Raw genomic sequence first — 25,625 nt, forward strand, 5'->3', positions numbered from 1 at the left:
GGAGGATGGATCAACGCTGGCGTCTGACTGGCGAGCTTGAGGCACGGCATCTCAACGCCGTAGCGTGAACTCACCTGCGCCGCGCCGTTGCTCCCATTTTGCTTGCTCGAGCTCGGGCTGGTCGCATTCGACCTCGGGATAGCCGATGCAGAGATAGGCGATGAACTTCCAGGTCCCAGGCACGTCGAGAATGGTGTGGATGCGCGCGGGGGTCAGGATCGACACCCAGCCGAGCCCGATGCCCTCGGCGCGCGCGGCGAGCCACATCGCGGTGATGGCGGCGACCACGGAATATTCCGTCGTCTCCGGCATCGTCGCACGGCCGAGGCCGTGGCCGATATCGCTGGCCTTGTCCGCGAACACGGCGAGGTGGCCGGGGGCCTGTTCGAGGCCCGATAGTTTGAGCGTGGCATAGCGCGCCGCGCGTTCGCCCGCATACGCATTCAAAGCGTCGGCATTGCACGCCTTGAAGTCATCGATCACGGCGCGGCGCCGTGCGTTGTCGTCAACGGTAACGAAGCGCCAGGGTTGGCTCAGGCCGACCGAGGGCGACAGGCAGGCGGTTTCGATCAGGCGGTCGATGGCGCCTTCCGGCAGCGAATCGCTGCGAAAGCGGCGCACGTCACGGCGCCACACGAACAGCTCGCGCAGATGTTGGCGGAAGGCGTCGTCGAACTCGACCATGACGTCAGCGTCCCATCTGGAAGGAAGCCGCGACCAGCAGGATCAGGATCTCGCCAATCTGCTCGAAAGCGCCGAGGATGTCGCCGGTCTGCCCGCCGATCTGACGGATCGCAAGCCGCGCCAGCAGCAGGCCGGCGAGCGACAGCAGGATCAGGCCGACCAGCGCTTTGCCCGGCCCCAACGCGAGAACGAGAGCGAGCGTTCCAACGGCAAAGGCGATGGCGACGCTGCGGCCCGGCGGCGCTCCGGCGCTCGCCGAAAGCCCGTCCGGACGCGCCGGGGGAACAAGCGACATGAAAGCCGGCACGCCCGCGCGCGAGGCGGCATGCGCAGCGCACAGCGCCAGCGCGACGGCCCAGGGACTTGCGATTGCCGCAAGCGCGCTCCAGCGCAGGCCGAACGACAGGATCAGCGCGCAGACACCGTAGGTGCCGATCCGGCTGTCGCGCATGATCTCGAGCTTGCGTTCGCGCGTGCGCCCGCCGCCGAGACCGTCGGCGGTATCGGCAAGCCCGTCCTCGTGCAACGCGCCGGTGATGAGGGCGGTCGTGGCCAACGTGAGCAGGGCGGCAAGGTTCGGTGTCAGCCCAAACCGGATCGCGACCTTATAGACGAACGCGCCGGCAAGGCCGACCAGCAGTCCGGCGAGGGGAAGCGCCCAGGTCGCGCGCGCGACGGCGCCGTCAGCCGCGGGCTTCGTCGATGCGACGGGAAGGATCGTTACGAAACATGCCGCCATCCTGAGATCGGCGATGATGTCCTTGAGAAGCTCGGCGCGCGGCATCATTTCAATTTCATCGGCAGGCCGGCGACCACGAACTCGACCTCGTCAGCGGCTGCCGCGATGACCTGGTTCATGATCCCGGCAGCGTCGCGATAGCTGCGCGCCAGCGCGTTGTCGGGCACGATGCCGAGGCCGACCTCGTTGGTGACGAAGACGACGGGGCTCTTGAGGCGGGGCAGGGCGCCGGCGAGCTCGGTCACCTCGCGTTCCCAGTCTCGCTCGGCATGCATCAGGTTGGAGAGCCACAGCGTCAGGCAGTCCACCAGCCTTGCGCCACCGCCATCGCTCGCCATCAGCGCGGGCACGAGATCGAGCGGCACCTCTCGCTCGATCCAGTCGGTTCCGCGGCGCGCGCGATGTCTCGCAATGCGCGCCTCCATTTCAGCATCGAGCGCTTCGGCCGTCGCGACATAGACGGGCTGCCCGGGAAAGGCGCGCGTGCGCATTTCCGCACGCTTGCTCTTGCCCGATCGTGCTCCGCCCGTGATCAAGATGATGGCCACAAAAGTCTCCTGTGGGCCTGACTAATCACCAAACGCGGCCAAAGACAAAGCCGAAATCAGGCGGCCGGGGGCTTGCGCTCGCCCCTAGCTTTGCGCAACAGGGGCGGGACAGGAGGCAGGCGTGGGCTTTGCGGGCGCGATGGTGGTGGCGATGGCGGTGGATGCCCTTTCGGGCTGGCCGTCGTGGCTGTTCGCGCGGATTGGTCATCCCGTGACCTGGCTCGGATGGCTGATCGGCGCCATCGACGCCACCTGGAATCGCGCGTCCGATCCGCCGGCGCTGCGCCGCGCCACTGGCATCGCCGGGGCGCTTCTGGTGATTGCGGTTTCGGTCGCGCTCGGCTGGGCGCTTCAGTCCTTGCTTCCCTCAGGCTGGATCCAGATCGTGCTGGTCGGCGTGCTGGCCTGGCCGCTGGTCGCGCTGCGCTCGCTGCATGATCATGTCGCTGCGGTCGCACATCCTCTGCAGGCCGGCGACATCGCCGCCGCGCGCGACGCGGTCTCGCGCATCGTCGGCCGTGATCCCGCGGTGCTGGATGAAGCCGGCATCGCGCGCGCGGCGATCGAGAGCCTTGCCGAGAACGCCTCCGACGGCATCGTGGCGCCGGTGTTCTGGGGCGCGCTGTTCGGCTTGCCCGGCATTTTGGGTTACAAGGCGATCAACACGCTGGACTCCATGATCGGCCATCGCAGCGAACGCCACGAAGCATTCGGTTGGGCCGCGGCGCGCATCGACGATGTCGCCAACTTCATTCCGGCGCGCCTGACCGGGTTTCTCTTCGTGCTGCTCGCACCACGCCGATCGGACGCACTGTCCTGCATGACGCACGACGCGCGCCGTCACCGCTCGCCCAACGCCGGCTGGCCGGAAGCGGCCATGGCCGGTGCGCTTGGCGTGCGGCTTAGCGGGCCCCGCATCTATCACGGCAGCATCACGAACGAGCCTTGGCTAAACGAAGGCGCGCGCGATCCGCTTGCCGCCGACATCAGTGAGGGGCTGGCGGTCTACCGCCGCGCCATGCTGTTGCTCGCCGGTGCGCTTGCGATCCTGGCCTTCGCGTGAAAGAACGGGGCATGCGCGAGCACGGTGGAAATCTCGATCTGGCCCAGCAGCATTTTGGCGGGCGTGCGGAGGACTGGATCGACCTGTCGACCGGGATCAACCGGTTGGCTTATCCCGTGGGCGAGGTGAGTGCGCGCGCGTGGAGCGCGTTGCCGTCGCGCGCCGAGATCGACGCCTTGCATCAGGCGGCGCGGCACGCCTATCGCACGAGTGCTCCGATCGTCGCGCTCGGCGGCGCGCAGGCCGCCATTCAATTGCTGCCGCAACTCGCGCCACCCGGCCGCGCACGCGTCCTCGCGCCGACCTACAATGAATATGCCGGGGTGTTGTCGGCCGCGGGCTGGGACGTCCAGGAGGTCGAAGAGTTCGACGCTCTCGCAGGCGCGGATCTCGCCATCGTCGTCAATCCCAACAATCCCGATGGCCGGTGCCGGACGCCAAAGGATTTGCTGGCGCTGCTGCCGCGCGTCGGCCGGCTCGTCGTCGACGAGAGCTTTGCCGATGCCGTTCCGCAGCTCTCGCTTGCGCCGGAGGAGGATCATCCGGGATTGCTGATCCTGCGCTCGTTCGGAAAGTTTTATGGTCTCGCCGGCCTGCGGCTTGGCTTCGCGATCGGCCATGCGGGCGAAATCGCAAGGCTCAGCGCGATGTCGGGTCCATGGCCGGTCTCGGGTGCGGCGATCGCGATCGGCTGCCGCGCATTGCGTGATGACGCCTGGTCCGAAGCGACGTCAGCGCGCCTTGCGCGGGATTGTGTTCGCCTCGACGCCATGGCGCAAGCGCAAGGCTGGCGGCTCGTCGGCGGCACGTCGCTGTTTCGTCTCTATGAAACACCTGACGCACTTGCCGCACAGGAAAAGCTGGCGTGCGGCCACATCTGGTCGCGCCTGTTCGCGCAACAGCCGGCTTGGCTGCGGCTGGGACTTCCCGGCAGTGAAGCCGAATGGACGCGCCTTGCGGAGGTGCTAGCGTGCTAGCGCGAGCAGGCCTTCGACATCGAGATGCTCTTCGATGTGATCGGCGAGGGCATCGAGCGCGCTCTCGACCCTGGCGTGATAGGGTTCGTCGCCTGCGGGAATATCGAGCTTGGCCAGATACGCCCTGCGGAAATCGTCCGACGTGAACAGGCCGTGCAGATAGCTGCCCTGTACACGACCATCGCTGGAGACTGCGCCTTCCGGCTCGCCGTTCAGTATCGCGAACGGGTGGGCGCGATCGGGTCCGTCGGTGCGACCGATGTGGATTTCATAGGCCTCGATCGGCTGCTCCGTTGCGGCATGCATAGCCGCGACACGCGTCAGCGTCTTCTGCGGGCTCATCACCGTCTCGACATCCAGAAGCCCAAGACCCGGCGTGTCGCCCGCGGGGCCTTCAATGCCATCAGGATCGGAAACGCTGCGGCCGAGCATCTGATAGCCGCCGCAGAGGCCGAGCACATGGCCGCCGCGGCGGTGATGCGCGAGCAGATCGATGTCCCAGCCCTGCGCGCGCAGGAAAGCGAGATCGCCGCGGGTGGACTTTGAGCCCGGGATGATGACGAGGCGCACGTCGCCCGGAATGGCCTCGCCCGGGCGCACCATCACGAGATCAACGCCCGGCTCGAGCTTGAGCGGATCGAGATCGTCGAAATTGGCGATCCGCGACAGCGCCAGGCACGCGATCTTGCATTGGCCGGGCTTGCGCGCGTCGCTCAGGCCCAGCGCATCTTCGGCCGGCAGCTCGCCGGCGCGGGCAAACCAGGGCAGCACGCCGAAGCCGCGCCAGTCGGTCTTCGCTTCGATCAGTCTGTAGCCGTCGTCGAACAGCGTGGGATCGCCGCGGAACTTGTTGATGACAAAACCCCGGATCATCGCGGCATCGTCGGGCTCGATCACCGTCTTGATGCCGACCAGCTGGGCGATGATGCCGCCGCGGTCGATATCGCCGACCAGCACGACCGGTACGTCGGCCTTGCGCGCAAAGCCCATATTGGCGATGTCGGCCTTGCGCAAATTCACCTCGGCCGGGCTGCCGGCGCCCTCGACCAGCACCAGATCCGCGCGCGCCTTCAGCCGCTCGAAGCTCTCCAGCACCGCGCCCATCAGTGACGGCTTCATCGCCGCGTATTCGCGCGCTCGGGCGGTGGCGATGCGCTTTCCCTGAACGACGACCTGGGCGCCGACATCGGTCTCGGGCTTGAGCAGCACCGGGTTCATGTCGGTGTGCGGCTCGACACCGGCGGCGAGGGCCTGCAACGCCTGCGCGCGGCCGATCTCGCCGCCGTCGACGGTGACGGCGGCATTGTTCGACATGTTCTGCGGCTTGAAGGGGAGCACGCGCAAACCGCGGCGCGTGAAGGCGCGCGCGAGGCCGGCGACGATGAGCGATTTGCCCACGTCCGAGCCGGCCCCCTGGATCATCAGCGCGCGTGCCATCGACTGCTCAGAATTCGACGCCGGCCTGCGCCTTGATGCCGGAGCGGAACGGATGCTTGACCAGCGTCATCTCGGTGACGAGATCGGCGATCTCGATCAGTTCGTCCTTGGCGTTGCGGCCGGTGAGCACGACATGCGTCATCGGCGGCTTTTGCGTGGTCAGGAACTCGACCACTTCGGCGATGTCGAGATAGTCGTAGCGCAGCGCAATGTTGATCTCGTCGAGCACGACCATGCGCAGGTTCGCATCAAGAATCAGCTCTTTGGCCTTCTCCCAGCCGGCGCGCGCCGCGGCGACGTCGCGGGCGCGGTCCTGCGTCTCCCAGGTGAACCCTTCGCCCATGGCGTGGAACTGGCAGAGATCGCCGAAATGGCCAGTGAGCAGGCGCCGCTCGCCGGTATCCCAGGCGCCCTTGATGAACTGCACGACCGCGCAGGGGAAGCCATGGGCAACGCAGCGCACGATCATGCCGAACGCCGAGGAGGACTTGCCCTTGCCGGCGCCGGTGTGGACGATGATGAGGCCCTTTTCGCCGCTCTTGGTCGCCATGATCTTGTCGCGGGCGGCCTTCTTCTTCGCCATCTTCGCGGCGTGCCGGGCGTCGGTTTCCTCGGCTGTTTGGGTCTCCGGTTCAGGTGTCATCGGTCCCGGTCCTTCGGCTTGACAAGAGGCGGCCGGGGGCAAATGGTGGCCCGGCGTTGGTTCCTGTCCTATGACAGGCGAAGAGGGAATGCGATAGGGTCCGAATCGGCAAGATTTGGATCCAAAATGCAGCCGCCCCCGCGACCGTGACCGGAGAGATGCCCAAAGCCACTGATCCCCGAGGGGATCGGGAAGGCGGGGATCGAAGGGCAAAAGCCCTGCTCCGCAAGCCGGGAGACCTGCCAGCGCGGACGAGTTTTGGACCGGCGGACGGGGTGTTCCGCGACGGGGAAACGGGCCTCTCAAGTCAGGGTCCGTGTGCCTCATCGCCTCCCGATGTTTATCATGGAAGAGGCGATGACCGTTACACTTCACGTCTGCATCACCTGCCGCGCCGGCGAGACGCCCACCGAGGGCGAGATGACGCCCGGCAAGCGACTGCATGGCGCGATCCTCGAGGCCGGCGTGCCCGAAGGCGTCAACGTGGTTCCGGTCGAATGCTTGTCTGCATGCAGCCAGGGCTGCTCGGTCGCGCTCAGCGCGCCCGGCCGCTGGTCCTATGTCTATGGCCGCCTGTCGGACGCGAATGCGCAGGATGTGGTCGCTGGCGCTGCGGCCTATGCGGCCGCGCCCGACGGCCTCGTGCCCTGGCGCAGCCGTCCTGAAATCTTCCGCAAGCAATCGCTTGCTCGTATTCCTCCCATGACCATCGTGCCAGAGGCCGCAGAATGAATTCGCTCGCAAAAGTCCCGGTCACGATCGTCACGGGCTTCCTCGGCTCCGGCAAGACCACGCTGATCCAGCATCTGCTCGCGAACCCCAATGGCAAGAAGCTCGCCGTGCTCGTCAACGAGTTCGGCAGCGAGGGCGTCGACGGCGAGATTCTGAAATCCTGCGCCGACGCGAACTGTCCGGAAGAGAACATCGTCGAGCTCGCCAATGGCTGCATCTGCTGCACCGTGGCCGACGATTTCATTCCGACCATGGAGAAGTTGCTGGCGCGCCCGGTGCGGCCCGATCACATCCTGATCGAGACCTCGGGCCTGGCGTTGCCAAAGCCGCTGCTGAAGGCATTCGACTGGCCGGAGATCCGTTCGCGCATCACGGTCGATGGCGTGATCGCGCTGGCCGATGCCGAGGCTGTCGCAGCCGGGCGTTTTGCGCCGGACCCGGATGCAGTCGAAGCACAGCGCGCGGCGGACGAAAATCTCGATCACGAGACGCCGCTGTCGGAAGTGTTCGAGGACCAGATTGCGTGCGCCGATATCGTGCTGCTCACGAAGGCGGACCTCGCGGGCAGCGCAGGCATCGAAGCGGCCAAGGCGGCGATCACCGCCGAGATGCCGCGCCGTGTACCGATGCTGCCCATCACTGACGGCGCGATCGATGCGCGCGTCATCCTCGGTCTCGGCGCTGCCGCCGAGAACGATCTCGCCGCCCGTCCGTCGCATCATGACGGCGAGGAGGAACACGAGCACGACGATTTTGCCTCCGTCGTGATCGACCTTCCCGAGGTTGCGGACGTCGATGCGCTGGTCGCATCCGTTCAGCGTCTGGCACGCGAGCAGAACGTGCTGCGCGCCAAGGGCTACATCGCGGTCGCGGGCAAGCCGATGCGGCTGTTGCTGCAAGCGGTCGGCGAGCGCGTGCGCCACCAGTTCGACAAGCCGTGGGGCGCAGGCCTCAGGCAGTCGAAACTCGTCGTGATCGGCGAGCACGGCGATATCGACGAGGCAGCGATCAGGACAGGACTTGGTATCTGATGCACGTCGTCTTCCGCGAGAGCCGCGGTCTCGAGGAGACCGCGACGCCAAGGGACATCGGCCAGGACCCGGCCGATCTCGTGGTGCTCTCGTATTCGGATTCCGATCTTGCCGCGTTCGCGGCCGGCTGGCGGCGGGGCCGCGACAGCCTGCCGTCGCTGCGGCTCGCCAATCTCGCGGAGCTGCGTCATCCGCTGTCGATCGACACCTATGTCGAGCGCACGCTGTCGCAGGCGCGCGGCATTCTGGTGCGCTTGATCGGCGGTGAGTCCTACTGGCCGTATGGCCTTGCGGCGCTCCAGCAACTGGCAAAAGATCGGAACATCGTGCTGGCCGTGCTGCCGGCCGATGGCCGTGACGACACGCGGCTGGATGCCTATTCGACATTGCCGGTCTCGACGCTGCGGCGGCTCAAGGTGCTCTGCGACACCGGCGGTCCGGTCGCGGCGCAAGCGGCAATTGCGCAGCTCGCGCTGGCATCGGGCCTCTATGCAGGTCCTGTTATCGGCGAGATGACCGTGCCGGAGATGGGTTTCTACGATCCCGAACGCGGTGTCATTGCCGCGCCGAGCGGGGAAGGGAAGCCGCGCGCGCTGGTGACGTTCTATCGCTCCTATCTCACCGCTGCGGATACGGGCCCTGTCGATGCCCTGATCGCCGCGCTGCGCGAGAAGGGCTTTGACGCGCAAGGCGTGTTCGTCACCTCCCTGAAGGGCGCGGGCGTCGCGGATTGGCTGCGGGACTATCTTGCCAAGAATCCTCCGGCCGCGATCGTCAACGCGACGGCGTTCTCGGCGATAGGCGGGGACGGCACGACGCCGTTCGATGCTGCGTCGTGTCCCGTCTTCCAGGTCGCGCTCTCATCGGCGCGGCGCGAGGACTGGGTGGAATCGTTGCGTGGCCTGTCGCCCGGCGATCTCGCGATGCACGTGGTGCTGCCCGAGGTTGATGGCCGCGTGTTCACCGGCGTGGTGAGCTTCAAGTCGGCGGCGGAGCGCGATCCCGATCTGCAATTCTCGCATCTGGCACACAGGCCCGATGAGGAGCGTGTGTCGGCCGTTATCGCGCGCGTCGCGGCCTGGTGGCGCCTCGCGGAGAAGCCGACAGCCGAGAAGCGCATGGCGATCGTGCTCTCGAACTATCCGGGCCGTCCGCACCAGATCGCGCATGCGGTCGGGCTCGATGCGCTGGCGTCAGTCGAAGCATTGGTGTCCGACCTCGCGGAGGCCGGCTTCGATGTCGCGCCGATCGATGGGCTCGGGCAAACGCTGCTGAAGCAGAATTTGACCTGGAGCGTCGCCGACTATCGCGCGGCACTCTCGCGCCTGCCGCAAGTCTTGCAGGATGATCTGGCACAAGCCTGGGGCGCGCCGGAGAGCGATCCGAGCTGCCGCGACGGTGCGTTCCATTTTGCGGCGATCCAATGCGGCCGGTCGATTATCGCGGTCCAGCCGGAGCGCGGCGATGCGAGCACGCGCGATACCGACTATCACGATCTCGCCCGCACGCCGCGGCACGCCTACGTCGCGTTCTATCTCTGGCTCGGTGGGCAGGGGATTGATGCCGTCGTGCACATGGGCGCGCATGGCACGCTGGAATGGCTTCCCGGAAAATCCGTGGCGCTGTCGTCTGCGTGCTGGCCCGAAGCCCTGATCGGCGATCTCCCCGTCATCTATCCCTTCATCGTCAACGATCCCGGCGAGGCCGCGCAGGCCAAGCGGCGCATCGGGGCCGTCACGATCGGCCATCTGCCGCCGCCGCTCGAACAATCCGCGGTGCCGGAAGGCCTGCGCCGGCTCGAACGTTTGCTCGACGAATATTCGACGGCTGATGGTCTCGATCCCGCGCGCCGGCAGCGGCTGATCGCGGCGATCCGTGATGAGGCGCGTGCCGCGGGCCTCGAAGACGATCTTGGTCTGGATGTCTCGGCTGCGCCGGCGGAAGCCATTCCGCGGATCGATCGCTTCGTCTGCGATCTCAAGGAAAGCCAGTTCGGTGACGGCCTGCACGTGTTCGGCCGCGGCGCCTGCGGGGAAGCGGAGCGGGACACGCTGCGTGCCGCGCTCGCAGGCCAGCGTATCGCGCCGGGGCCGTCGGGCTCGCCCTATCGCGGGCGTCAGGACGTGCTGCCGACGGGACGCAATCTCTTCGCCGTCGATCCGCGGGCCGTGCCGACGCCGTCGGCGCATGCGCAGGGGATCAAGCTCGCGGAAGAGCTCCTGCGCCGTCACTTGCAGGATCACGGCGACTGGCCGAAGGGACTCGTCGTCGATCTCTGGGGCTCGGCGACGATGCGGACCGCGGGCGAGGAATTTGCGATGGCGCTGCATCTGGCCGGTCTTGCGCCGCGCTGGGATCACGCTTCCGGCCGCGTCACCGGCTACGACATCATCGCGCCGGCCGAGCTCGGCCGTCCCCGCATCGACGTCACGCTGCGCGTGTCGGGCCTGTTCCGCGACGTCTTCTCCGGCCTTGCGCAATTGTTCGAGGCCGCGGCCGAGGCGCTCGCCGCGCGTGAGGATGAGGGCGAGGAGAATCCCTATCGCCACCGCGCCTCCCGCGTCTTCGCGCCGCGCCCCGGACAATACGGCGTCGGCCTGTCGGCGATCCCCGATGTCTTCACGGCCGAGACGCGCGACGCTGCGGGCGAAGCCTGGCTGTCCGCATCGTCCTGGGCGTTTTCCGCCGACGGTACGATGCAGCAGGATCGCGCCGGCATCGAGACGCGGCTCGCATCCGCCGATGCTTTCGTTCATGTGCAGGATTTGCCGGAAACCGATCTGCTGCTCGCTGCCGACTATGCCGCGCATGAAGCCGGTATCGCGGCGGCAGCCACGCATCTCGGCGCGGCGGGACCCTCGCTCTACCATCTCGATACGACGCGGCCCGAGCAGCCGCACGCGCGCACGCTGACGGAAGAGATTTCGCGCGTCGTCCGCGCACGGGCGGCCAGCCCGGCCTGGATCGCCGGCATGATGCGCCACGGCTTTCGCGGCGCCGCCGAAATCACAGCGACGCTCGAGCACATGGCGGCCTTCGCGCATCTGGCGGGCGCCGTGCCGCCGCATCTGTTCGATCTCTATTACGATGCGACGCTGGGCAGCGCCGAAATCCGCGACTTCATGGCTCGCGAAAATCCGGCGGCGCTCGCCGCGATGGAGGCCTGCTTCACGCGCCTGCATGAAGCTTCACTCTGGCGAACGCGCCGCAATTCGATTGCGGCTGCGCTGCGGGAGGCATCATGAGCGCATCCGTGGTCAAGGGCTGGTGTCCCGGCGCGCTGCGCCCGATGCAATCGGGCGACGGGCTCGTGGTCCGCGTGCGCCCGTTCGGCGGCCGTCTTGAAGCCGGGCAGGTCGCCGGGCTTGCGGAGCTCGCCGAGCGCTACGGCAACGGTCTCATCGATGTGACGAGCCGCGCCAACCTCCAGATCAGAGGCGTCAACGAACAGGGCCATCGGCCGTTGCTCGATGGCCTTGCGGGCTTGCGGTTGCTCGATCCCGATACAGAGATCGAAGCCCGCCGCAACATTCTGGTGACGCCGTTCTGGAATGTCGGCGACGAAACGCAGGCGCTCGCTGCCGAACTGGAAGAAGCGCTTGCCGACAGCGCGCTCGGCCTTCCCACCAAATTCGGCTTCGCCATCGACGACGGGACGTCGCGCGTGCTCGCCGGCGATTCCGCGGACGTGCGCATCGAGCGCGATCGGGGCGGCCGGCTCCTGGTCCGGGCCGATGGCGCGAGGTTCGGCCGCTCCGTCGCGCGCGGACAGGCGGTGAGCACGGCGCTGGCGCTCGCGAACTGGTTCATTACGTCAGGCGGCGCGAAAGGCGGGCGAGGGCGCATGGCGGCCCACATCGCGGCCGGCGCGGCACTGCCCGGGACGTTGAGCGGCGAGACCGAGCCTGCGCCCGTGATGGCGGCGTCGCGGCCCGGGCATTATCCGCATGGCGCCCTGGTCGGCGTCGCGTTCGGGCAGATGCTGCACACGACGCTTCATCAATTCTCCGGCTGCGGTCATGCGCTGCGCATGACGCCGTGGCGGATGGTGCTGAGCGAAGGCAAGCGCGAGATGCCGAGCGGGGCGGGCCTCATCACCGAGCCCTACGATCCGGCGCTTCGCGTCATCGCCTGTAGCGGGGCCCCGCGCTGCCGCGAGGCCCATGCCGACGCGCGCGCACTCGCAGCCACGCTTGCGCCGCGCATCGCGCTCGACATGCAGCTTCACGTCTCCGGCTGTGCCAAAGGCTGCGCGCGTTCCGGCGCATCCGCGGTGACGCTGGTTGCGACCAGCGCCGGCTTCAATCTCGTTCGCAACGGCTCGACCCGCGATGAGCCGGTCCTGCGCGGCCTGAACGGCGCCGACATCGTCAGCGATCCCTCCATCCTGGTCGGAGGTCACTGATGCCGTACACTTACGAGACCGACGGCGCGGCGATCTACCGGCAGTCCTTTGCGACCATCCGGGCCGAGGCCGATCTTGCCCGCTTCACGCCGGACGAGGAGCAGGTGGTGGTGCGGATGATCCACGCTGCCGGCATGGTGGGCCTGGAGGCGCATATCCGTTTTACGCCCGGTATGGCGACCGCTGCGCGCGCGGCCCTGCAGAAGGGCGCGCCGATCCTGTGCGACGCGCGGATGGTTTCCGAGGGTATTACGCGCGCGAGACTGCCTGCGGCGAATGCCGTGATCTGCACGCTCGGCGACGAGGCGGTGCCGGCGCTTGCGCAATCCATGCGCAACACGCGTTCGGCCGCGGCGCTGGAGCTGTGGCGGCCGCATCTGAGCGGCGCCATCGTCGCGATCGGCAACGCGCCGACCGCGCTGTTTCATTTGCTCAACATGCTGGAAGACCAAAACTGTCCGCGGCCCGCGGCGATCATCGGCTGCCCGGTCGGCTTCGTCGGCGCGGCTGAGTCAAAGGCGGCGTTGATGGCTGATCCACCAGTGCCGACGCTGACGGTGGAAGGCCGCCTCGGCGGCTCCGCGATCACGGTCGCTGCCGTGAACGCGCTGGCGAGCCGGAGCGAATAGAGATGGGACGCGTCATCTGCTGCGGTCTCGGCCCCGGCGACCCCGATCTCATGAGCGTCCGTGCCGATCGCACGGTGCGCGCTGCGAAGCACGTCGCCTATTTCCGCAAGAAGGGCCGGCCCGGTCAGGCGCGACGCATCGTCGAGGGCATGCTGGCTGCCGACGTCACCGAATATCCCATGGAATATCCTGTGACGACGGAGATCGCCTTCGACAGCCCTGAATATGTCCAGCTGCTCGCCGGCTTCTACGACGAATGGGCCGAGCGCCTGGCGCGGCTTTCGCGCGCAGTCGACGTCGTCGTGCTCTGCGAGGGCGATCCTTACTTCTACGGCTCCTTCATGCATCTGCACACGCGCCTGCAAGGCCGTGTCGAGATCGAGGTAATCGCCGGCATTCCCGGCATGGTCGGCTGCTGGAACGGCGTCGGACAGCCGATCGCGCTCGGCGACGACGTGACGACGGTGCTGATGGGCACGCTCACTGAGCCCGAGCTTGAACGCCGCATGCGCGATTCCGATGCGCTCGTGATCATGAAGACAGGCCGCAATCTCGCAAAAGTGCGCCGCGCGCTCGCGGCTGCCGGCCGGCTCGACGATGCCTGGCTGGTCGAGCGTGGCACCATGCCGGACGAACGTGTGGTGCGGCTCGCTGAGGTCGATGCCGCTGATTGTCCTTACTTCGCGATCGTGCTGGTGCACGGCAAGGGCCGGCATCCGGACGCCGCCGAATGACGGGCACGCTGACCATCGCGGGCCTCGGCCCGGGCAGCGACGCGTTAGTGACGCCGGAGGTCTCCGCTGCGCTCGCCGCCGCGACCGATGTTCTGGGCTACGCGCCCTATGTCGCACGCGTGCGGCTCCGGCCGGGGCTCACCCTGCATCCGTCGGACAATCGCGAGGAGCTGCAACGCGCGAGCGAGGCCCTGCGGCTTGCGGCCGAAGGTGGTCAAGTCGTCGTCGTATCGTCCGGCGATCCCGGCGTCTTTGCGATGGCCTCGGCCGTATTCGAGGCGCTCGAACAGGCGCCGCAATGGCGCGAGCTGCCGATCCGCGTGCTGCCCGGCATCACCGCGATGCTGGCGGCGGCCGCGCGCGCCGGTGCGCCGCTCGGCCATGATTTCTGCGCGATCAATCTCTCCGATAATCTCAAGCCATGGGCGGTGATCGAGAAGCGGCTGCGACTGGCCGCGGAAGCTGATTTTGCGATTGCGATGTACAATCCCCGCTCGGCCAGCCGGCCTGAGGGCTTTGGCCGCGCGCTGGCGCTGCTGAAGGAGGCCGGCTGCGGCGAGCGCCTCGTCATTTTCGCGCGCGCGATCAGTGCTGCCGACGAGAGGATCGAGACGGTGACGCTGAACGACGCGACACCCGAGATGGCCGACATGCGCACGCTTGTCATCGTCGGCAATTCGCAGACGCGCCGCGTCGGCCGCTGGGTCTATGCGCCGAGGCAGGTCCGATGACCGAGCCACTGCATCACTTCAGTGACGCTCTCGACCCGTTGGCGTTCGGGCAATTTTGGCCGCGAGATCATGATCACGGGCACGCCGAGCATGCGGGCCGCATCGATCTTGGCGCGCGCGCCATCGCCGCCGGAATTGCGGGCGACGTTCCACGTGGTGCCGCGCGTGCGCATCATCTCCAGCTCGCCATCGAGCGTGAATGGCCCGCGCGACACGATCACATCGGCGGCAAAGGGCAGGGGCGCCTCAGGCGGATCGACGAAACGCAGCGTATAGGCATGCTGCGGTTTCCCCGCGAACGGCGCGATGTGCTGGCGGCCGATGGCGAGGAACACTTTTGCCGACGCCTCGGGCAGCGCGGCGACCGCGGCGGTGACGTCAGCGACTTCGATCCAATTGTCGCCGGGCACTTTCGTCCAGGGCGAGCGTTCGAGCGCGATCAGCGGCGTGCCGGTTTCCGCGCAGGCCTCGACGGCATTACGGCTCATCTCGGCCGCGAAGGGATGCGTCGCGTCGATCACATGGGTGATGCCTTCATCGTGGATGTAGTCGGCGAGCCCGCTCACGCCGCCAAAGCCGCCGATGCGGGTGGGCAGCGGCTGATCGGCCGGCACGCGGGTGCGACCGCCATAGGAATAGACGGCATCGATGCCGGCGCGCGCGACCTCCGTCGCGAGCAGGCCCGCATCGGCAGTTCCGCCCAGAATGAGGGCGTGCATCATGTCTGATCCCTGGCTGACCATCATCGGTATCGGCGAAGATGGCCTTGCCGGGCTGTCCGAAGCAAGCCGAAAGGCGCTTGCCAAAGCCGAAACTGTCTTCGGCGGCGAACGGCATCTTGCGCTTGCCGGCGTTGGGGCGCGCGGGCGTCCGTGGCCGATGCCGTTCGACGCCAACATCGTGCTGAGCTGCCGCGGCACGCCGACGGCGGTGCTCGCCTCCGGCGATCCGTTCTGGCATGGCGCTGGTGCGAGTCTCGCCGAGAAGCTCGATGGGGACGAGTGGATCGCGCATCCGTCGCCCTCGACCTTCTCGCTCGCTGCCGCGCGTCTCGGCTGGCGCCTCGAAGGAATTGCCTGCCTTGGCCTGCACGCCGCGCCGTTCGAGCGTCTGGTGCCACATCTGGCGCGAGATAGGCGCATCATTTGTCTCGTGCGCGACGGGAGAGCGGCCGGTGATCTCGCAAAATGGCTGACGGCGCGCGGATGGGGCGCGTCACCATTCTGGACGCTCGCCGCGCTCGGCGGCCCGCGCGAAAGCATCAGAGAGCATCGTGCGCACAGCTTTGCCGGTGATCTCGCTGGCAACCTGGTTGCGGTCGCCGTTGAGGCGACAGGCGCACAGGGTCTTCCCCGTAGCTCGGGGCTTCCGGACGATCTCTTCATCCACGACGGCCAGATCACCAAGCGGCCGGTGCGGGCGCTGGCGCTCTCGGCGCTGGCAGCATGTCCCGGCGAACGGTTGTGGGACATCGGCGCCGGCTCGGGTTCGATTTCGGTCGAGTGGGCGCTGTGCGGTGGGACGGCGGCGGCAATCGAGGCGCGCGAGGACCGCGCTGCCAACATCCGCAGCAATGCGACGGCGTTCGGATTGGCGCACCGGATCACTGTCATCACGGGGACCGCCCCCGAGGCTCTTGCTGCGCTGGAGCCGCCGGATGCCGTCTTCATCGGTGGCGGCCTCGATCGCGCGATGTTCGATGCGATCTGGTCGCAGCTCGCGTCGGGGACACGTCTGGTCGCGCATTCCGTCACGCTGGAGACGGAAGCGCTGCTCGGCGAGCTGCATCAGCGCCACGGCGGCGAGCTGATGCGGGTCGACATCGCCCATGCCGCTCCCCTCGGCCGCTACCGGTCGTGGGAGGCGGCGCGGCCTGTGGTGCAGTGGAGTACGGTCCGATGAAGGTCGCCGGGCTCGGATTCAGAAGGGATGTGACGCTGGCTTCGCTGCGTGAAGCACTGCTGGCGGCCGGCGGTCCCGAAGGCCTTGCCGCGGTGGCGACCGTCAGCGACAAGGCCGATGCGGAAGCGCTAAAACAGCTCGCGCGCGAATGCGGCGTGCCGATCAAGGCTGTCCCGGCAGATATGCTGGCCGGCATCGAGACGTCGACGCAGTCAAAGCTCGTCGCGGAAAAATTCGGCACGGGATCGGTCGCCGAAGCCGCAGCGCTGGCGGTGGCCGGTCCTCGCGCGCGATTGATTGCGACGCGTGCGGTCTCGCAGGATCGCACCGCGACCGCCGCGATCGCGGAAGGAGATGGCGCATGACCGTGCATTTCATCGGCGCCGGGCCGGGCGCACCCGATCTGCTGACGCTGCGCGGACGCGACCTGATCGCGGCGTGTCCGGTCTGCCTCTATGCAGGATCGCTGGTCCCTGCGGGCGTGCTCGCGCATTGCCCGCCCGGCGCCCGCATCGTCAACACGGCGCCGTTGTCGCTCGACGAGATCATCGCGGAGATCGCCGCCGCACATGCGGAGGGCAAGGACGTCGCGCGGCTGCATTCCGGCGATCTCTCGATCTGGTCGGCGATGGGCGAGCAGCTCCGCCGCCTGCGCGCGCTGGGTATTCCCTATACGATCACGCCGGGCGTTCCCTCCTTCTCGGCCGCCGCTGCTGCGCTGGAGACTGAGCTGACGTTGCCGGGTCTTGCCCAAACCGTGGTGCTGACACGCACGCCGGGCCGCGCCAGTACGATGCCTGAAGGCGAAAAGCTTGCCGCTTTCGCCGCGACCGGCGCGGTGCTCGCGATCCATCTGTCGATCCATCTGCTCGACAAGGTCGTCGCCGAACTCACGCCGCATTACGGCGCGGATTGTCCGGTCGCGATCGTCTGGCGCGCGAGCTGGCCGGAGCAGCGGATCGTCCGCGCCACGCTCGCAACGCTCGATGCCGCCGTCGGCGCCGAGATGGAGCGCACCGCGCTGATCCTGGTCGGCAGGACGCTGGGCTCGGCGGACTTCGACGAAAGCCGGCTCTATGCGGTCGACTATGACCGTCGCTATCGCCCCGTCGGCGCCGAGCCGCGCTTTCCGGAGGCATCCTGATGGCGGCAGGACTCGTCATCTCCGCGCCTGCCTCCGGCGTCGGCAAGACCACGCTGACGCTGGCGCTCGCGCGTGCCTGGCGCCATCGCGGATTGACCGTGCAATGCTTCAAGAGCGGGCCCGATTATATCGATCCGGCCTTTCACGCCGCAGCCACGGGTCGTGCCTCCGTCAACGTCGATAGCTGGGCGATGGATCGCGGCACCATCGCGCATCTTGTCAGCCGCGGCGCTGACGCCGATGTCGTGCTCGCCGAGGGATCGATGGGCCTGTTCGACGGCGTTGCCGCGCGCGGTGTCTCCGGTACCGGTGCGACCGCCGACATCGCGGAGATGCTGGGCTGGCCGGTGGTGCTGGTGATCGATCCATCGGGACAGGCGCAAACCGCCGCGGCGATCGCCGCAGGCCTTCGCGACTACCGCCCCGGCGTGCGCCTCGCCGGCGTCGTGCTCAATCGCGTTGCCAGCCCGCGCCACCAAGACCTGGTGCGGCGCGCACTCAACGATGCCGGCATCGCCGTGTTCGGCGCACTGCCGCGCCATGCCGAGATCAGCCTGCCGAAACGCCATCTCGGCCTGGTGCAGGCCGAGGAGCAGGCCGAGATCGGCAAGCTGATCGACGAGGCCGCGCGCTTCGTTGCCGAGCATGTCGATCTCGACGCGGTGCTGCGGTCGGCCGCCAGCTGGTCGCCGCAGCCTGCCGCGAACGGCCTCAACGTGACGCCGCCCGGCCAGCGCATCGCGCTCGCCCGCGATGCCGCGTTCTCGTTCGTCTATCCGCATATGCTGGAAGCCTGGCGCGCGGCGGGCGCGGAGATCTCGACATTCTCGCCACTTGCCGACGAGGCGCCCGACACCAGCGCCGACGTATGCTGGCTGCCCGGCGGCTATCCCGAACTTCATGCCGGCAAGATCGCCGCCAATGCGCGCTTCCGCAAGGGCCTGCGTGCCTTTGCCGAGACACGGCCGGTGCACGGTGAATGCGGAGGCTATATGGTGCTGGGAACCGCTTTGACCGACGCCGACGGTATCAGCCACGAGATGGCGGGCCTGCTCGGACTGGAGACGAGTTTTGCAAAACGCCGCATGCATCTGGGCTACCGTCTCGCCGCGCTCGCAGCACCCATGCCCGGGCATCAGGCCGGCGCGCGCCTGCGCGGCCACGAGTTTCACTATTCGACCATCCTTGCGCAGCCCGATACGGCGCTGGCGGTCGTCCACGATGCGACCGGCGCGGTCATCGCCGAGACCGGTTCGCGGCGCGGCTACGCCAGCGGCACGTTCTTCCATCTGATCGCGGAGGACCGGTGAGCGGTTTTGTCTCTTTTGTCTCTGCCGGCCCCGGCGATCCCGAGCTGCTCACGGTGAAGGGCGCCGCGCGGCTGCGCGAGGCCGATGTCGTGCTCTATGACGATCTTGCCTCAGGCGCGATCCTCGACCTGGCCCGGCCCGGCGCCAATCTCGTCGCGGTGGGCAAGCGGGCAGGGCGGCCGTCGACCAAGCAGCACCACGTCAACCGCCTCTTGGTCGACTATGCCGCAACCGGCGTGCGCGTCGTGCGCCTCAAGTCGGGCGATGCCGGCATTTTCGGCCGGCTCGAGGAGGAGCTCGAGACGTTGCGCGAAGCCGGCATCGGCTACGAGATCATTCCCGGCGTCACCTCGGCCTGTGTCGCCGCCGCACAAGCCGGCATTCCCCTGACCCGGCGTCATACCTCGCGCCGGGTTCAGTTCGTGACCGGGGCTGATGTCACCGGCGAGCTGCCGCAGAACCTCAACTGGGCGGCGCTGGCCGACCCTGAAGCGACCACCGTGGTCTATATGGGCCGGCGCACCTTCCCGGCGCTTGCCGCAAAATTGATCGAGCACGGGCTCTCCCCAGCCACCCCGGCGCTGTTCGCCGAATCCCTCGGGCGGTCCGACGAGCGGCTGGTCCGCACCACCATTGCCGAGCTTGCCGAGCAGCTTGCGCGCGGCGGCGCGGCCTCGACCGCCGCCGTCATCGTGTTCGGTGCGCTGGCGGGGGATTATCCGTCATGATCGCCCCGGCCGCGCCTCGCCCCTTGACGCCCCGCTGGCGAAAGGGGCACACAGGAGACGCATGGTGCTCGACGCGGCGCAAAGCGCCGGAGCATAATCGGGAATGGGGATGGGCGGACCCAGTTGCGGCGCCCAAAACCCTAGCCGCCCCCGCGACTGTAAGCGGTGAGGGACTTCGACCAGCCACTGGGCCGCGAGGCTCGGGAAGGCCGGAGTACCCAGTGAACCGCGAGCCAGGAGACCGGCCGTGCATGTTTTGAGGCCAAGGCCGTCGGGTGTGACGGCAGGAAGGATCTGAGCCATGCATATCGAACCCGGTATAGTGACGGGCGCCAAGCTCGTGTTGAGTTACGCAACCGGCATCGCCGCAGGCGGCGTTGCCTTGAAGCTCGCGGTCGAGACCGTGCGTGAGCAGGGCGTCGGCTCGTTCGCGGCGCGGACGCTGGCTACTACAGTCCTCGTCTTCGTCTTCTTCGAGATCCTGCCGCATTTCCCGGTGGGTGTGTCCGAGGTGCACTTCATTCTCGGCTCGACCTTGTTCCTGCTGTTTGGCGCCGCGCCCGCGGCCTTCGGTCTCGCCTTTGGCCTGCTGCTTCAAGGTGTGTTCTTCGAGCCGCCGGATCTGCCGCAGTATGGCATGAATGTCACGACGCTGCTGGTGCCGCTGTTCGCGATCCAAGCGATCGCCACGCGGATCATTGCGCGCAACACCGCCTATGTTGACCTCAGGTATCGCCAGGCACTGGCGTTGTCGACGACCTATCAGGCCGGCGTCATCGCCTGGGTGGCGTTCTGGGCGCTCTATGGCTCCGGCTTTGCGATGAGCAACCTCGCCAGCATCGCGACGTTCGCGGCCTCCTATGCGCTGGTCATCGTGATCGAGCCGCTCGTCGATCTCGCCGTGCTGGCGCTGGCGAAGTCGCTGCGGGGTGTCACGGCGCCCGGCCTCGTCACGCCGCGCCTGCATAACGCGGCTTAAAGAGACAAGGGGCGGCCGTCATGGCCGCCCCACTCGCGATGCTCACGCTCTCCCTGATAGGCATCGGTTGCGGCGATCCCGGGCAGCTGACGCGCGCCGCGGTTGCGGCGATCAACGCGGCCGATTTCGTCCTGATCCCGCGCAAGGGGAGCGCAAAATCCGATCTCGCTGATTTGCGGCGGACGATCTGCGCCGATGTGCTCAGCAACCAAGCCACGCGAATTGCCGAGTTCGATCTTCCCGTGCGCGACGCCGCTGAAGCGGATTATCGCAAGGGCGTGGACGATTGGCATGATGCCGTGGCAGCAAGCTGGTCGCGGACGATCGCAGATCGTCTCGGAAGCGAAGGCAAGGTTGCGCTGCTGATCTGGGGCGATCCCTCGCTCTACGATTCCTCGCTACGCATCGCGCGCCGGCTCAATCCGTTGCCTCACATCGAAGTCATCCCCGGCATCACCTCGATCCAGGCGCTGTGCGCGGCGCATGCGCTGCCGCTCAACGACATCGGTGAGCCTTTTCTCGTCACGACGGGGCGTCGCTTGCGCGAAGGCGGCTGGCCCTCGGGCGTCGATACCGTGGTCGTGATGCTCGACGGCGGCACGGCGTTCCAGTCGCTCGATCCGGAGGGCTTGCAGATCTGGTGGGGCGCCTATCTCGGTATGCCCGATCAGATCGTCATGTCCGGCGTCCTTGCCGAGGTTGGCCCGCATATTGTCGCGATGCGGCAAGAGGCGCGCGAGCGGCATGGCTGGATCATGGACAGCTACATTCTCAAGCGCAGGCCGTAAGCGAGGCAGCATGCTCCCCGAATGGGTTTACAAGAAGTGCGCCGAGATTTCTGCCGTCCATCGCGAGATGGCGATCGAGCGCCAGGCGCAGCTGACAAAGCCGACCGGTGCGCTCGGCCGGCTCGAGCAGTTCGCGATCGAGCTTGCAGGCCTGCAGGCGACCGAGCAGCCACGTGCTGCGCGGGTGCCGATCATCATCTTTGCCGGCGATCACGGCATCGTCGCGCAGGGCGTCTCGGCCTATCCGCAGGCCGTGACCATCGCGATGATGGCGAATTTCGCCTCTGGCGGCGCCGCGATCTCGGTGTTGGCGCGTGAGCTTGGCTCCAGCCTGGAAGTCGTCGACGCCGGCACGCTGGCGTCGGAGGAGATGGCCGGAATCGTCACCGATAAGCCGCGCAGCGGCACGCGCGACTTCAGCGTCGAAGCCGCGCTCACGCCGGCGGAGCTGGCATTCGCTTTTGAAACCGGTCGGCGCGCGGTTGCGCGCGCGGAGGCACAACAACCTGATCTCCTGATCTTCGGCGAGATGGGCATCGGCAACACCACGACATCGGCGGCGATTGCGGCGTGCCTGCTCGGCCTGAGCGCGGAGGAGATCGCAGGCAGCGGCACCGGTATCGATGCGGCCGGGCGTGCGCATAAGGCGGGCGTGATCGATGCAGCGATTGCGCGTCACGGCGTTGCGGGTGCTGCGCCCGAAAAAGTCCTCTGTGCCGTCGGCGGCCTCGAAATCGCGGCGATCTGCGGCGCCATTATTGCGGCCGCGCGGCGCCGCATCCCTGTGTTGATCGACGGCTTCATAGTCTCGGTTGCGGCGCTGGCAGCGGTGCGGCTGAACCCGTCCTGTCAACCGTTCCTGTTGCCGTCGCATCAATCGGCGGAGCAGGGGCATCGGCTGGTGCTGCGCGCGCTGAACGTGCAGCCGCTGATCAGCCTCGATCTCAGGCTCGGCGAGGGATCGGGTGCCGCCATCGCGCTGCCGCTGGTGCGGCTCGCGTGCAGCCTTCACAACGGCATGGCGACGTTCGCGCAGGCCAATGTGCCGGATCGGCCCAACTGATCCGGCTCAGGCTACACGCTGATTGACCGAGACGACGCGCCAGCCGGTCGCGAGCCGATCGATCCGGGTCAGCGACAGCGGATCGATCACGAAGCGCAGCGCCGCTTGCGGTGTGAGATCCAGCGCGACGCACAGCGCGGCGCGGATGGTGCCGGAATGCACGACCAGCGTTGCGGCGCCGGCGCCGATCTGCGATAGACCGCGCCGGACGCGCGCGACCTGATCCTCAAAGCTTTCGCCGCCCGGCGGCTTTCCGCGCGCCGGATCGCTCCAGAATTGCGCATAGTCCCCGCCACCGGTCGCGGCCAGTTCGTCATGATTCCGGCCGGTCCAGTCGCCAAAATTCTGCTCGCTGAATTCGGGCACCAACCTGGGCTCGAGCCCAAGTGCACGCGCGGTCTCGACCGTGCGCCGCGATGGGCTGGCGTAGCTCGCGGCATCCTGCGGCAGGCGCTGCCGCAACGCTTCCAGTTGCGGGCGATCGCCGAGATCAGCCGGCGCGTCGGTGGCATGGATCGTCCCTTTGACGCCGTCGACGGGCGCATGCCGTACCAGCCAGAGGAAGGTCTCGCCTTCCATGCTCATCTCCAAGGAAGTTAATAAGGAAGTTGGTCGCTGTGGCAATAACGCCGCAGCTTGCACATTGACTCCGTCTTGATCGTAATCCTAGATGTTCGCGACGGTTTCCCCGCGAGGGGATGAAAAGGGAATGCGGTGCGGGGACCTTGTCCCCAATGCCGCGGCTGCCCCCGCAACTGTAAGCGGCGAATCTTGCGTCACGAGCCACTGGGTATCTCGGTCCCGGGAAGGCGACGCAAGGTGTTGACCCGCGAGCCAGGAGACCTGCCGTCAGCCGTGGTCACACGCGAAGATGTCGGTCGGGGAGTACAGACATTCGGCTTCATCGGAAGGCTGAAAGGCCGAAGATGGGACCTTGGTTCGCTGTGACGTGCCACTGACGTCATACCGAGGTCCAAAACCGTGTTGTCCATTCGTATCGTACGACCGCGCCGCTTCCTGCTCGCTTCCGCTGCGCTCACGTCGTTTGTCGCCGCCGATATGCCTGCCGCCCTGGCGCAGCAGGTCCGCGATACCCTGCCGCCGGTCGAAGTATCGCCGGCCGAGGCCCGCAAGCAGACGCGGCCGGCCGGCCGGGAAGCGCAGAGAGCCCGCCGTGCGTCGTCGCGCAGGTCCGCTGGCACAGCGGCAGCGCCAAAGCCCGCGGTGCCGGGCCCGTCCGTACACACACAGGCGACGACACCGCTCAACAGCAACGCGGTCGCGACTAGCGCCTCGCGGCTCGGTCTGACGGTGCGGGAGACGCCCGCGACCGTCGAGGTGATCTCGGCCGAGACCATGCGCGAGCAGGGATATCGCACCGTCTCCGAGGTGGCGCAGGGCGCAGTCGGCGTCACATCCGGCGACAATCCGGGGGAGCCCGCGGCCTTCTCCATGCGTGGCTTCACCAACAGCCAGATCAACACGCTCTACAACGGCATCAAGATCGGTCCGCAGAACATGACCTCGCGGATTACCGACACCGCCAATCTGGAAGCCGTGGAATTCCTGAAAGGTCCGGCCTCGCTGATGTCGGGCGAGGGCGCCGCCGGCGGCGCGATCAATTTCGTCACCAAGGCACCGCACACGGGGCCGATCCGGAACGAAGCTGATTTCTCCTGGGACTCGCTCAACTCGTTCCGTGCCCACTATGGCTCGGGCGGCAGCACCAATGTGCAGGGGCTGGACTACCGCTTCGATGTCAGCCGCTCCTCGCTCAACGGCTTTGCCGACGACACCAATACCAAGACGCTGGACGTCTCCGGCCAGCTCAACTACCGCATCTCAGACAGCCTCAAGATCTGGGGCGCGATCGAGTATCGCGAGGACCGCTCGAAGGCCTATTGGGGCGCGCCGCTGGTGCCGGTCGCGTTCAGCGGCTCGCATGCGACCAGCGGCATCGTCTCCGGCAATTACGTCTCGAACTACAACGGAACCAACCTCGGCGCGGTCACCATCGACGACCGTACCTTCAACACCAACTACAATGTCCTCGACAACCGCAATGTCGCACAGGAAGTGTGGCTCCGTGGCGGCTTCGAGCTGAAGCTGGCGCCCGACCTGACGCTGAAGAGCCAGGCCTATGGCTATGGCGCCGAGCGCACCTGGTTCAACAACGAGGTCGAGGCGTTCAATTCCGGCACGAACCTCGTTGATCGCGAGCGCTTCTATGTCGCACACAGCCAGCGCCTCGTCGGCAACATCACCGACCTGATCTGGGACGCGAACATCGCAGGTCTCGATAACCGGCTGGTCACGACGCTGTCGTCAAGCTACCTCGATTTCGTCAGGCCGGGCGCGGCGAACTTCCCCGGCGATTCCGTTTCTCTCGTCAATCCGAACCGCGGCTTTTACGGCCTGCTGACGACGCAACAGCAGACCGCGCGCATCGACAACGAGGCGCTGTCATTCGAGGATCGGCTGAAGCTGACGCGCAGCTTCGCGCTGGTCGGCGGTCTCCGCGTCGAGCACATCGGGCTCGACCGCAACTCGACCGACAAGAACGGCCTGGAGAAGGCAGGATTCCCGTATTCGAAAGACTGGGCGCCCGTGACCGGTCGTATCGGCTACACTTGGGAAGCAGTTCCCGGCTTGACCTTCTACAGCCAGTACGCAACCGGTGCGGACGTGGCCGCCAACAACATCTTCCTGCTCCTTCCAACCCAGCCGCTCGACCTGACGACCGCGCGCACCTATGAGACCGGCGTCAAGCACCTGTTCTGGGACAACCGGGCGGAATGGTCGTTCTCGGCCTACGACATCCTGCGCAAGAACGTCTATGCGGCGGCCGGCGGCATGCTGCTCAACATCGCCGGGCGGCAGGAGTCGAAAGGTGTGGAGCTCGCCGCTTCGGTCCGCCCGATCGAGCCGCTACGTCTCTGGGGCAGCATCGCCTATGTCGATGCACGCTACGTCGATTACAATTTCGTCGGCGGCTCGTTCTCCGGCAACACGCCGCCGAACGTGCCGCGCATCGTTGCCAATGCCGGCGCGTCCTGGCGCTTTTTCACGCCCTGGCCGGTGGAGCTCGGCATCACCGGCCGCCATGTCGGCGACCGCTACAACACCGATGCCAATGTCGTGACGATGAAGGCGTACACCGTCGCCGACGTCTATGCCTTCGTCGACATCCCCAAGACCGTGTTCAATGCGGTCGAGCAGGCGCGCCTGACGTTCCGCGTGCGCAACATCACCGACAAGCGCTACGCGATCTGGGGCGATCCGTTCTATCCCGACCAGATCCTGCTGGGCGCCCCCCGCACCTACGAACTCTCGGCGGCGTTCAAATGGTAGGGCGCTG

Annotated in this window: 25 protein-coding genes and 3 riboswitches; of the genes, 18 read left to right on the top strand and 7 right to left on the bottom strand. The window is 67.3% G+C overall.

All coding sequences use genetic code 11. The features are described 5' to 3' along the window. Positions 1–51: 51 nt before the first annotated feature. The 3 genes from bluB to cobU are packed head-to-tail and all read right to left on the bottom strand — an operon-like array spanning position 52 to position 1,914. Positions 52–684, bottom strand: a complete 633-nt coding sequence (bluB, locus tag I3J27_RS12690) for a 5,6-dimethylbenzimidazole synthase (protein ID WP_270169572.1) — start codon at positions 682–684, stop codon at positions 52–54. 4 nt (positions 685–688) lie between these two features. Then, positions 689–1,471 carry an adenosylcobinamide-GDP ribazoletransferase gene (cobS, locus tag I3J27_RS12695; protein WP_270169574.1) on the bottom strand — a complete coding sequence of 261 codons (783 nt, stop codon included), beginning with the start codon at positions 1,469–1,471 and terminating at the stop codon, positions 689–691. Then, positions 1,468–1,914: a bifunctional adenosylcobinamide kinase/adenosylcobinamide-phosphate guanylyltransferase gene (gene cobU / locus I3J27_RS12700; protein WP_270172719.1), complete on the bottom strand. Its 447-nt coding sequence runs from the start codon at positions 1,912–1,914 to the stop codon at positions 1,468–1,470. Before cobU ends, cobS begins: the two co-directional genes overlap by 4 nt. A 178-nt stretch (positions 1,915–2,092) precedes the next feature. On the opposite strand from cobU, the gene cbiB reads away from it, so the two are divergent. Both cbiB and cobD read left to right on the top strand, forming a co-directional pair. Beyond that, positions 2,093–3,034 (top strand): adenosylcobinamide-phosphate synthase CbiB, encoded by a 942-nt coding sequence (cbiB, locus tag I3J27_RS12705; protein WP_270169576.1) that lies wholly within the window; start codon positions 2,093–2,095, stop codon positions 3,032–3,034. Positions 3,035–3,045: 11 nt separating this feature from the next. Then, positions 3,046–4,011 carry a threonine-phosphate decarboxylase CobD gene (gene cobD / locus I3J27_RS12710; protein WP_270169578.1) on the top strand — a complete coding sequence of 322 codons (966 nt, stop codon included), beginning with the start codon at positions 3,046–3,048 and terminating at the stop codon, positions 4,009–4,011. On the opposite strand, the gene I3J27_RS12715 is transcribed toward cobD, so the two are convergent. Together I3J27_RS12715 and cobO are read right to left on the bottom strand one after the other, a co-directional pair. Then, positions 4,000–5,448, bottom strand: a complete 1,449-nt coding sequence (locus I3J27_RS12715) for a cobyric acid synthase (RefSeq protein WP_270169580.1) — start codon at positions 5,446–5,448, stop codon at positions 4,000–4,002. The genes cobD and I3J27_RS12715 overlap by 12 nt on opposite strands. A gap of 7 nt (positions 5,449–5,455) precedes the next feature. Further along, the gene (cobO, locus tag I3J27_RS12720; RefSeq protein WP_270169582.1) at positions 5,456–6,091 is read right to left on the bottom strand and encodes a cob(I)yrinic acid a,c-diamide adenosyltransferase; all 636 of its coding nucleotides are present in this window, start codon (positions 6,089–6,091) and stop codon (positions 5,456–5,458) included. Between the two features lie 40 nt (positions 6,092–6,131). Then, positions 6,132–6,352, top strand: a riboswitch (cobalamin riboswitch). Between the two features lie 96 nt (positions 6,353–6,448). On the opposite strand from cobO, the gene I3J27_RS12725 reads away from it, so the two are divergent. The 7 genes from I3J27_RS12725 to cobJ are packed head-to-tail and all read left to right on the top strand — an operon-like array spanning position 6,449 to position 14,353. Then, positions 6,449–6,823 carry a DUF1636 family protein gene (locus tag I3J27_RS12725; protein ID WP_270169584.1) on the top strand — a complete coding sequence of 125 codons (375 nt, stop codon included), beginning with the start codon at positions 6,449–6,451 and terminating at the stop codon, positions 6,821–6,823. Further along, a complete protein-coding gene (cobW, locus tag I3J27_RS12730) occupies positions 6,820–7,854 on the top strand; it encodes a cobalamin biosynthesis protein CobW (protein ID WP_270169590.1) in 1,035 nt (344 codons plus the stop codon). Before I3J27_RS12725 ends, cobW begins: the two co-directional genes overlap by 4 nt. Beyond that, positions 7,854–11,099, top strand: a complete 3,246-nt coding sequence (gene cobN / locus I3J27_RS12735; RefSeq protein WP_270169592.1) for a cobaltochelatase subunit CobN — start codon at positions 7,854–7,856, stop codon at positions 11,097–11,099. The genes cobW and cobN overlap by 1 nt, the downstream gene beginning before the upstream one ends. Next, positions 11,096–12,259, top strand: coding sequence for a precorrin-3B synthase (gene cobG, locus I3J27_RS12740; protein ID WP_270169594.1), 1,164 nt, complete (start codon positions 11,096–11,098; stop codon positions 12,257–12,259). The genes cobN and cobG overlap by 4 nt, the downstream gene beginning before the upstream one ends. Next, positions 12,259–12,888, top strand: coding sequence for a precorrin-8X methylmutase (locus tag I3J27_RS12745; protein WP_270169596.1), 630 nt, complete (start codon positions 12,259–12,261; stop codon positions 12,886–12,888). The genes cobG and I3J27_RS12745 overlap by 1 nt, the downstream gene beginning before the upstream one ends. Before the next feature lie 2 nt (positions 12,889–12,890). Beyond that, the gene (locus I3J27_RS12750; protein ID WP_270169598.1) at positions 12,891–13,622 is read left to right on the top strand and encodes a precorrin-2 C(20)-methyltransferase; all 732 of its coding nucleotides are present in this window, start codon (positions 12,891–12,893) and stop codon (positions 13,620–13,622) included. After that, positions 13,619–14,353, top strand: coding sequence for a precorrin-3B C(17)-methyltransferase (gene cobJ, locus I3J27_RS12755; protein ID WP_270169600.1), 735 nt, complete (start codon positions 13,619–13,621; stop codon positions 14,351–14,353). Before I3J27_RS12750 ends, cobJ begins: the two co-directional genes overlap by 4 nt. On the opposite strand, the gene I3J27_RS12760 is transcribed toward cobJ, so the two are convergent. After that, a complete protein-coding gene (locus I3J27_RS12760; RefSeq protein ID WP_270169602.1) occupies positions 14,329–15,075 on the bottom strand; it encodes a cobalt-precorrin-6A reductase in 747 nt (248 codons plus the stop codon). The two genes, cobJ and I3J27_RS12760, sit on opposite strands and share 25 nt — an antisense overlap. Between I3J27_RS12760 and cbiE the strand changes: the two genes are divergently transcribed. The 8 genes from cbiE to cobT all read left to right on the top strand — a co-directional run bounded on the left by cbiE (position 15,074) and on the right by cobT (position 22,267). After that, positions 15,074–16,255 carry a precorrin-6y C5,15-methyltransferase (decarboxylating) subunit CbiE gene (gene cbiE / locus I3J27_RS12765; RefSeq protein ID WP_270169604.1) on the top strand — a complete coding sequence of 394 codons (1,182 nt, stop codon included), beginning with the start codon at positions 15,074–15,076 and terminating at the stop codon, positions 16,253–16,255. The two genes, I3J27_RS12760 and cbiE, sit on opposite strands and share 2 nt — an antisense overlap. Next, the gene (locus I3J27_RS12770) at positions 16,252–16,620 is read left to right on the top strand and encodes a cobalamin biosynthesis protein (protein WP_270169606.1); all 369 of its coding nucleotides are present in this window, start codon (positions 16,252–16,254) and stop codon (positions 16,618–16,620) included. The genes cbiE and I3J27_RS12770 overlap by 4 nt, the downstream gene beginning before the upstream one ends. After that, on the top strand, positions 16,617–17,399 hold the full coding sequence (gene cobM / locus I3J27_RS12775; protein WP_270169608.1) for a precorrin-4 C(11)-methyltransferase: 783 nt from the start codon (positions 16,617–16,619) through the stop codon (positions 17,397–17,399). Before I3J27_RS12770 ends, cobM begins: the two co-directional genes overlap by 4 nt. Further along, positions 17,399–18,709, top strand: a complete 1,311-nt coding sequence (locus tag I3J27_RS12780; protein WP_270169610.1) for a cobyrinic acid a,c-diamide synthase CobB — start codon at positions 17,399–17,401, stop codon at positions 18,707–18,709. Before cobM ends, I3J27_RS12780 begins: the two co-directional genes overlap by 1 nt. Further along, positions 18,706–19,437: a uroporphyrinogen-III C-methyltransferase gene (gene cobA / locus I3J27_RS12785; RefSeq protein WP_270169612.1), complete on the top strand. Its 732-nt coding sequence runs from the start codon at positions 18,706–18,708 to the stop codon at positions 19,435–19,437. The genes I3J27_RS12780 and cobA overlap by 4 nt, the downstream gene beginning before the upstream one ends. A gap of 45 nt (positions 19,438–19,482) precedes the next feature. Then, positions 19,483–19,701, top strand: a riboswitch (cobalamin riboswitch). A gap of 37 nt (positions 19,702–19,738) precedes the next feature. Next, positions 19,739–20,416 carry an energy-coupling factor ABC transporter permease gene (locus I3J27_RS12790; protein ID WP_270169614.1) on the top strand — a complete coding sequence of 226 codons (678 nt, stop codon included), beginning with the start codon at positions 19,739–19,741 and terminating at the stop codon, positions 20,414–20,416. 38 nt (positions 20,417–20,454) lie between these two features. Beyond that, positions 20,455–21,204 (top strand): precorrin-6A synthase (deacetylating), encoded by a 750-nt coding sequence (gene cobF, locus I3J27_RS12795; RefSeq protein ID WP_270172721.1) that lies wholly within the window; start codon positions 20,455–20,457, stop codon positions 21,202–21,204. 10 nt (positions 21,205–21,214) lie between these two features. Beyond that, positions 21,215–22,267, top strand: a complete 1,053-nt coding sequence (gene cobT, locus I3J27_RS12800) for a nicotinate-nucleotide--dimethylbenzimidazole phosphoribosyltransferase (RefSeq protein ID WP_270169617.1) — start codon at positions 21,215–21,217, stop codon at positions 22,265–22,267. 6 nt (positions 22,268–22,273) lie between these two features. On the opposite strand, the gene I3J27_RS12805 is transcribed toward cobT, so the two are convergent. Beyond that, a complete protein-coding gene (locus I3J27_RS12805; RefSeq protein ID WP_270169632.1) occupies positions 22,274–22,846 on the bottom strand; it encodes a histidine phosphatase family protein in 573 nt (190 codons plus the stop codon). A gap of 84 nt (positions 22,847–22,930) precedes the next feature. Then, a riboswitch (cobalamin riboswitch) is annotated at positions 22,931–23,132 on the top strand. Between the two features lie 116 nt (positions 23,133–23,248). Between I3J27_RS12805 and I3J27_RS12810 the strand changes: the two genes are divergently transcribed. Next, on the top strand, positions 23,249–25,618 hold the full coding sequence (locus I3J27_RS12810) for a TonB-dependent receptor (protein WP_270169635.1): 2,370 nt from the start codon (positions 23,249–23,251) through the stop codon (positions 25,616–25,618). Positions 25,619–25,625: the final 7 nt, after the last annotated feature.

Origin of the sequence: Bradyrhizobium xenonodulans, assembly GCF_027594865.1 — a bacterium.
GTDB lineage: Bacteria > Pseudomonadota > Alphaproteobacteria > Rhizobiales > Xanthobacteraceae > Bradyrhizobium > Bradyrhizobium xenonodulans.

What these genes read in the sequence shown, in the direction of transcription:
- bluB (WP_270169572.1), bottom strand. Translation starts at nt 684, where the DNA reads ATGGTCGAGTTCGACGACGCCTTCCGCCAACATCTGCGCGAGCTGTTC.
- cobS (WP_270169574.1), bottom strand. Translation starts at nt 1,471, where the DNA reads ATGATGCCGCGCGCCGAGCTTCTCAAGGACATCATCGCCGATCTCAGG.
- cobU (WP_270172719.1), bottom strand. Translation starts at nt 1,914, where the DNA reads ATGCGCACGCGCGCCTTTCCCGGGCAGCCCGTCTATGTCGCGACGGCC.
- cobD (WP_270169578.1), top strand. Translation starts at nt 3,046, where the DNA reads ATGCGCGAGCACGGTGGAAATCTCGATCTGGCCCAGCAGCATTTTGGC.
- I3J27_RS12715 (WP_270169580.1), bottom strand. Translation starts at nt 5,448, where the DNA reads ATGGCACGCGCGCTGATGATCCAGGGGGCCGGCTCGGACGTGGGCAAA.
- cobO (WP_270169582.1), bottom strand. Translation starts at nt 6,091, where the DNA reads ATGACACCTGAACCGGAGACCCAAACAGCCGAGGAAACCGACGCCCGG.
- I3J27_RS12725 (WP_270169584.1), top strand. Translation starts at nt 6,449, where the DNA reads ATGACCGTTACACTTCACGTCTGCATCACCTGCCGCGCCGGCGAGACG.
- cobW (WP_270169590.1), top strand. Translation starts at nt 6,820, where the DNA reads ATGAATTCGCTCGCAAAAGTCCCGGTCACGATCGTCACGGGCTTCCTC.
- cobN (WP_270169592.1), top strand. Translation starts at nt 7,854, where the DNA reads ATGCACGTCGTCTTCCGCGAGAGCCGCGGTCTCGAGGAGACCGCGACG.
- cobG (WP_270169594.1), top strand. Translation starts at nt 11,096, where the DNA reads ATGAGCGCATCCGTGGTCAAGGGCTGGTGTCCCGGCGCGCTGCGCCCG.
- I3J27_RS12745 (WP_270169596.1), top strand. Translation starts at nt 12,259, where the DNA reads ATGCCGTACACTTACGAGACCGACGGCGCGGCGATCTACCGGCAGTCC.
- I3J27_RS12750 (WP_270169598.1), top strand. Translation starts at nt 12,891, where the DNA reads ATGGGACGCGTCATCTGCTGCGGTCTCGGCCCCGGCGACCCCGATCTC.
- cobJ (WP_270169600.1), top strand. Translation starts at nt 13,619, where the DNA reads ATGACGGGCACGCTGACCATCGCGGGCCTCGGCCCGGGCAGCGACGCG.
- cbiE (WP_270169604.1), top strand. Translation starts at nt 15,074, where the DNA reads ATGTCTGATCCCTGGCTGACCATCATCGGTATCGGCGAAGATGGCCTT.
- I3J27_RS12760 (WP_270169602.1), bottom strand. Translation starts at nt 15,075, where the DNA reads ATGATGCACGCCCTCATTCTGGGCGGAACTGCCGATGCGGGCCTGCTC.
- I3J27_RS12770 (WP_270169606.1), top strand. Translation starts at nt 16,252, where the DNA reads ATGAAGGTCGCCGGGCTCGGATTCAGAAGGGATGTGACGCTGGCTTCG.
- cobM (WP_270169608.1), top strand. Translation starts at nt 16,617, where the DNA reads ATGACCGTGCATTTCATCGGCGCCGGGCCGGGCGCACCCGATCTGCTG.
- I3J27_RS12780 (WP_270169610.1), top strand. Translation starts at nt 17,399, where the DNA reads ATGGCGGCAGGACTCGTCATCTCCGCGCCTGCCTCCGGCGTCGGCAAG.
- I3J27_RS12790 (WP_270169614.1), top strand. Translation starts at nt 19,739, where the DNA reads ATGCATATCGAACCCGGTATAGTGACGGGCGCCAAGCTCGTGTTGAGT.
- cobF (WP_270172721.1), top strand. Translation starts at nt 20,455, where the DNA reads ATGCTCACGCTCTCCCTGATAGGCATCGGTTGCGGCGATCCCGGGCAG.
- cobT (WP_270169617.1), top strand. Translation starts at nt 21,215, where the DNA reads ATGCTCCCCGAATGGGTTTACAAGAAGTGCGCCGAGATTTCTGCCGTC.
- I3J27_RS12805 (WP_270169632.1), bottom strand. Translation starts at nt 22,846, where the DNA reads ATGGAAGGCGAGACCTTCCTCTGGCTGGTACGGCATGCGCCCGTCGAC.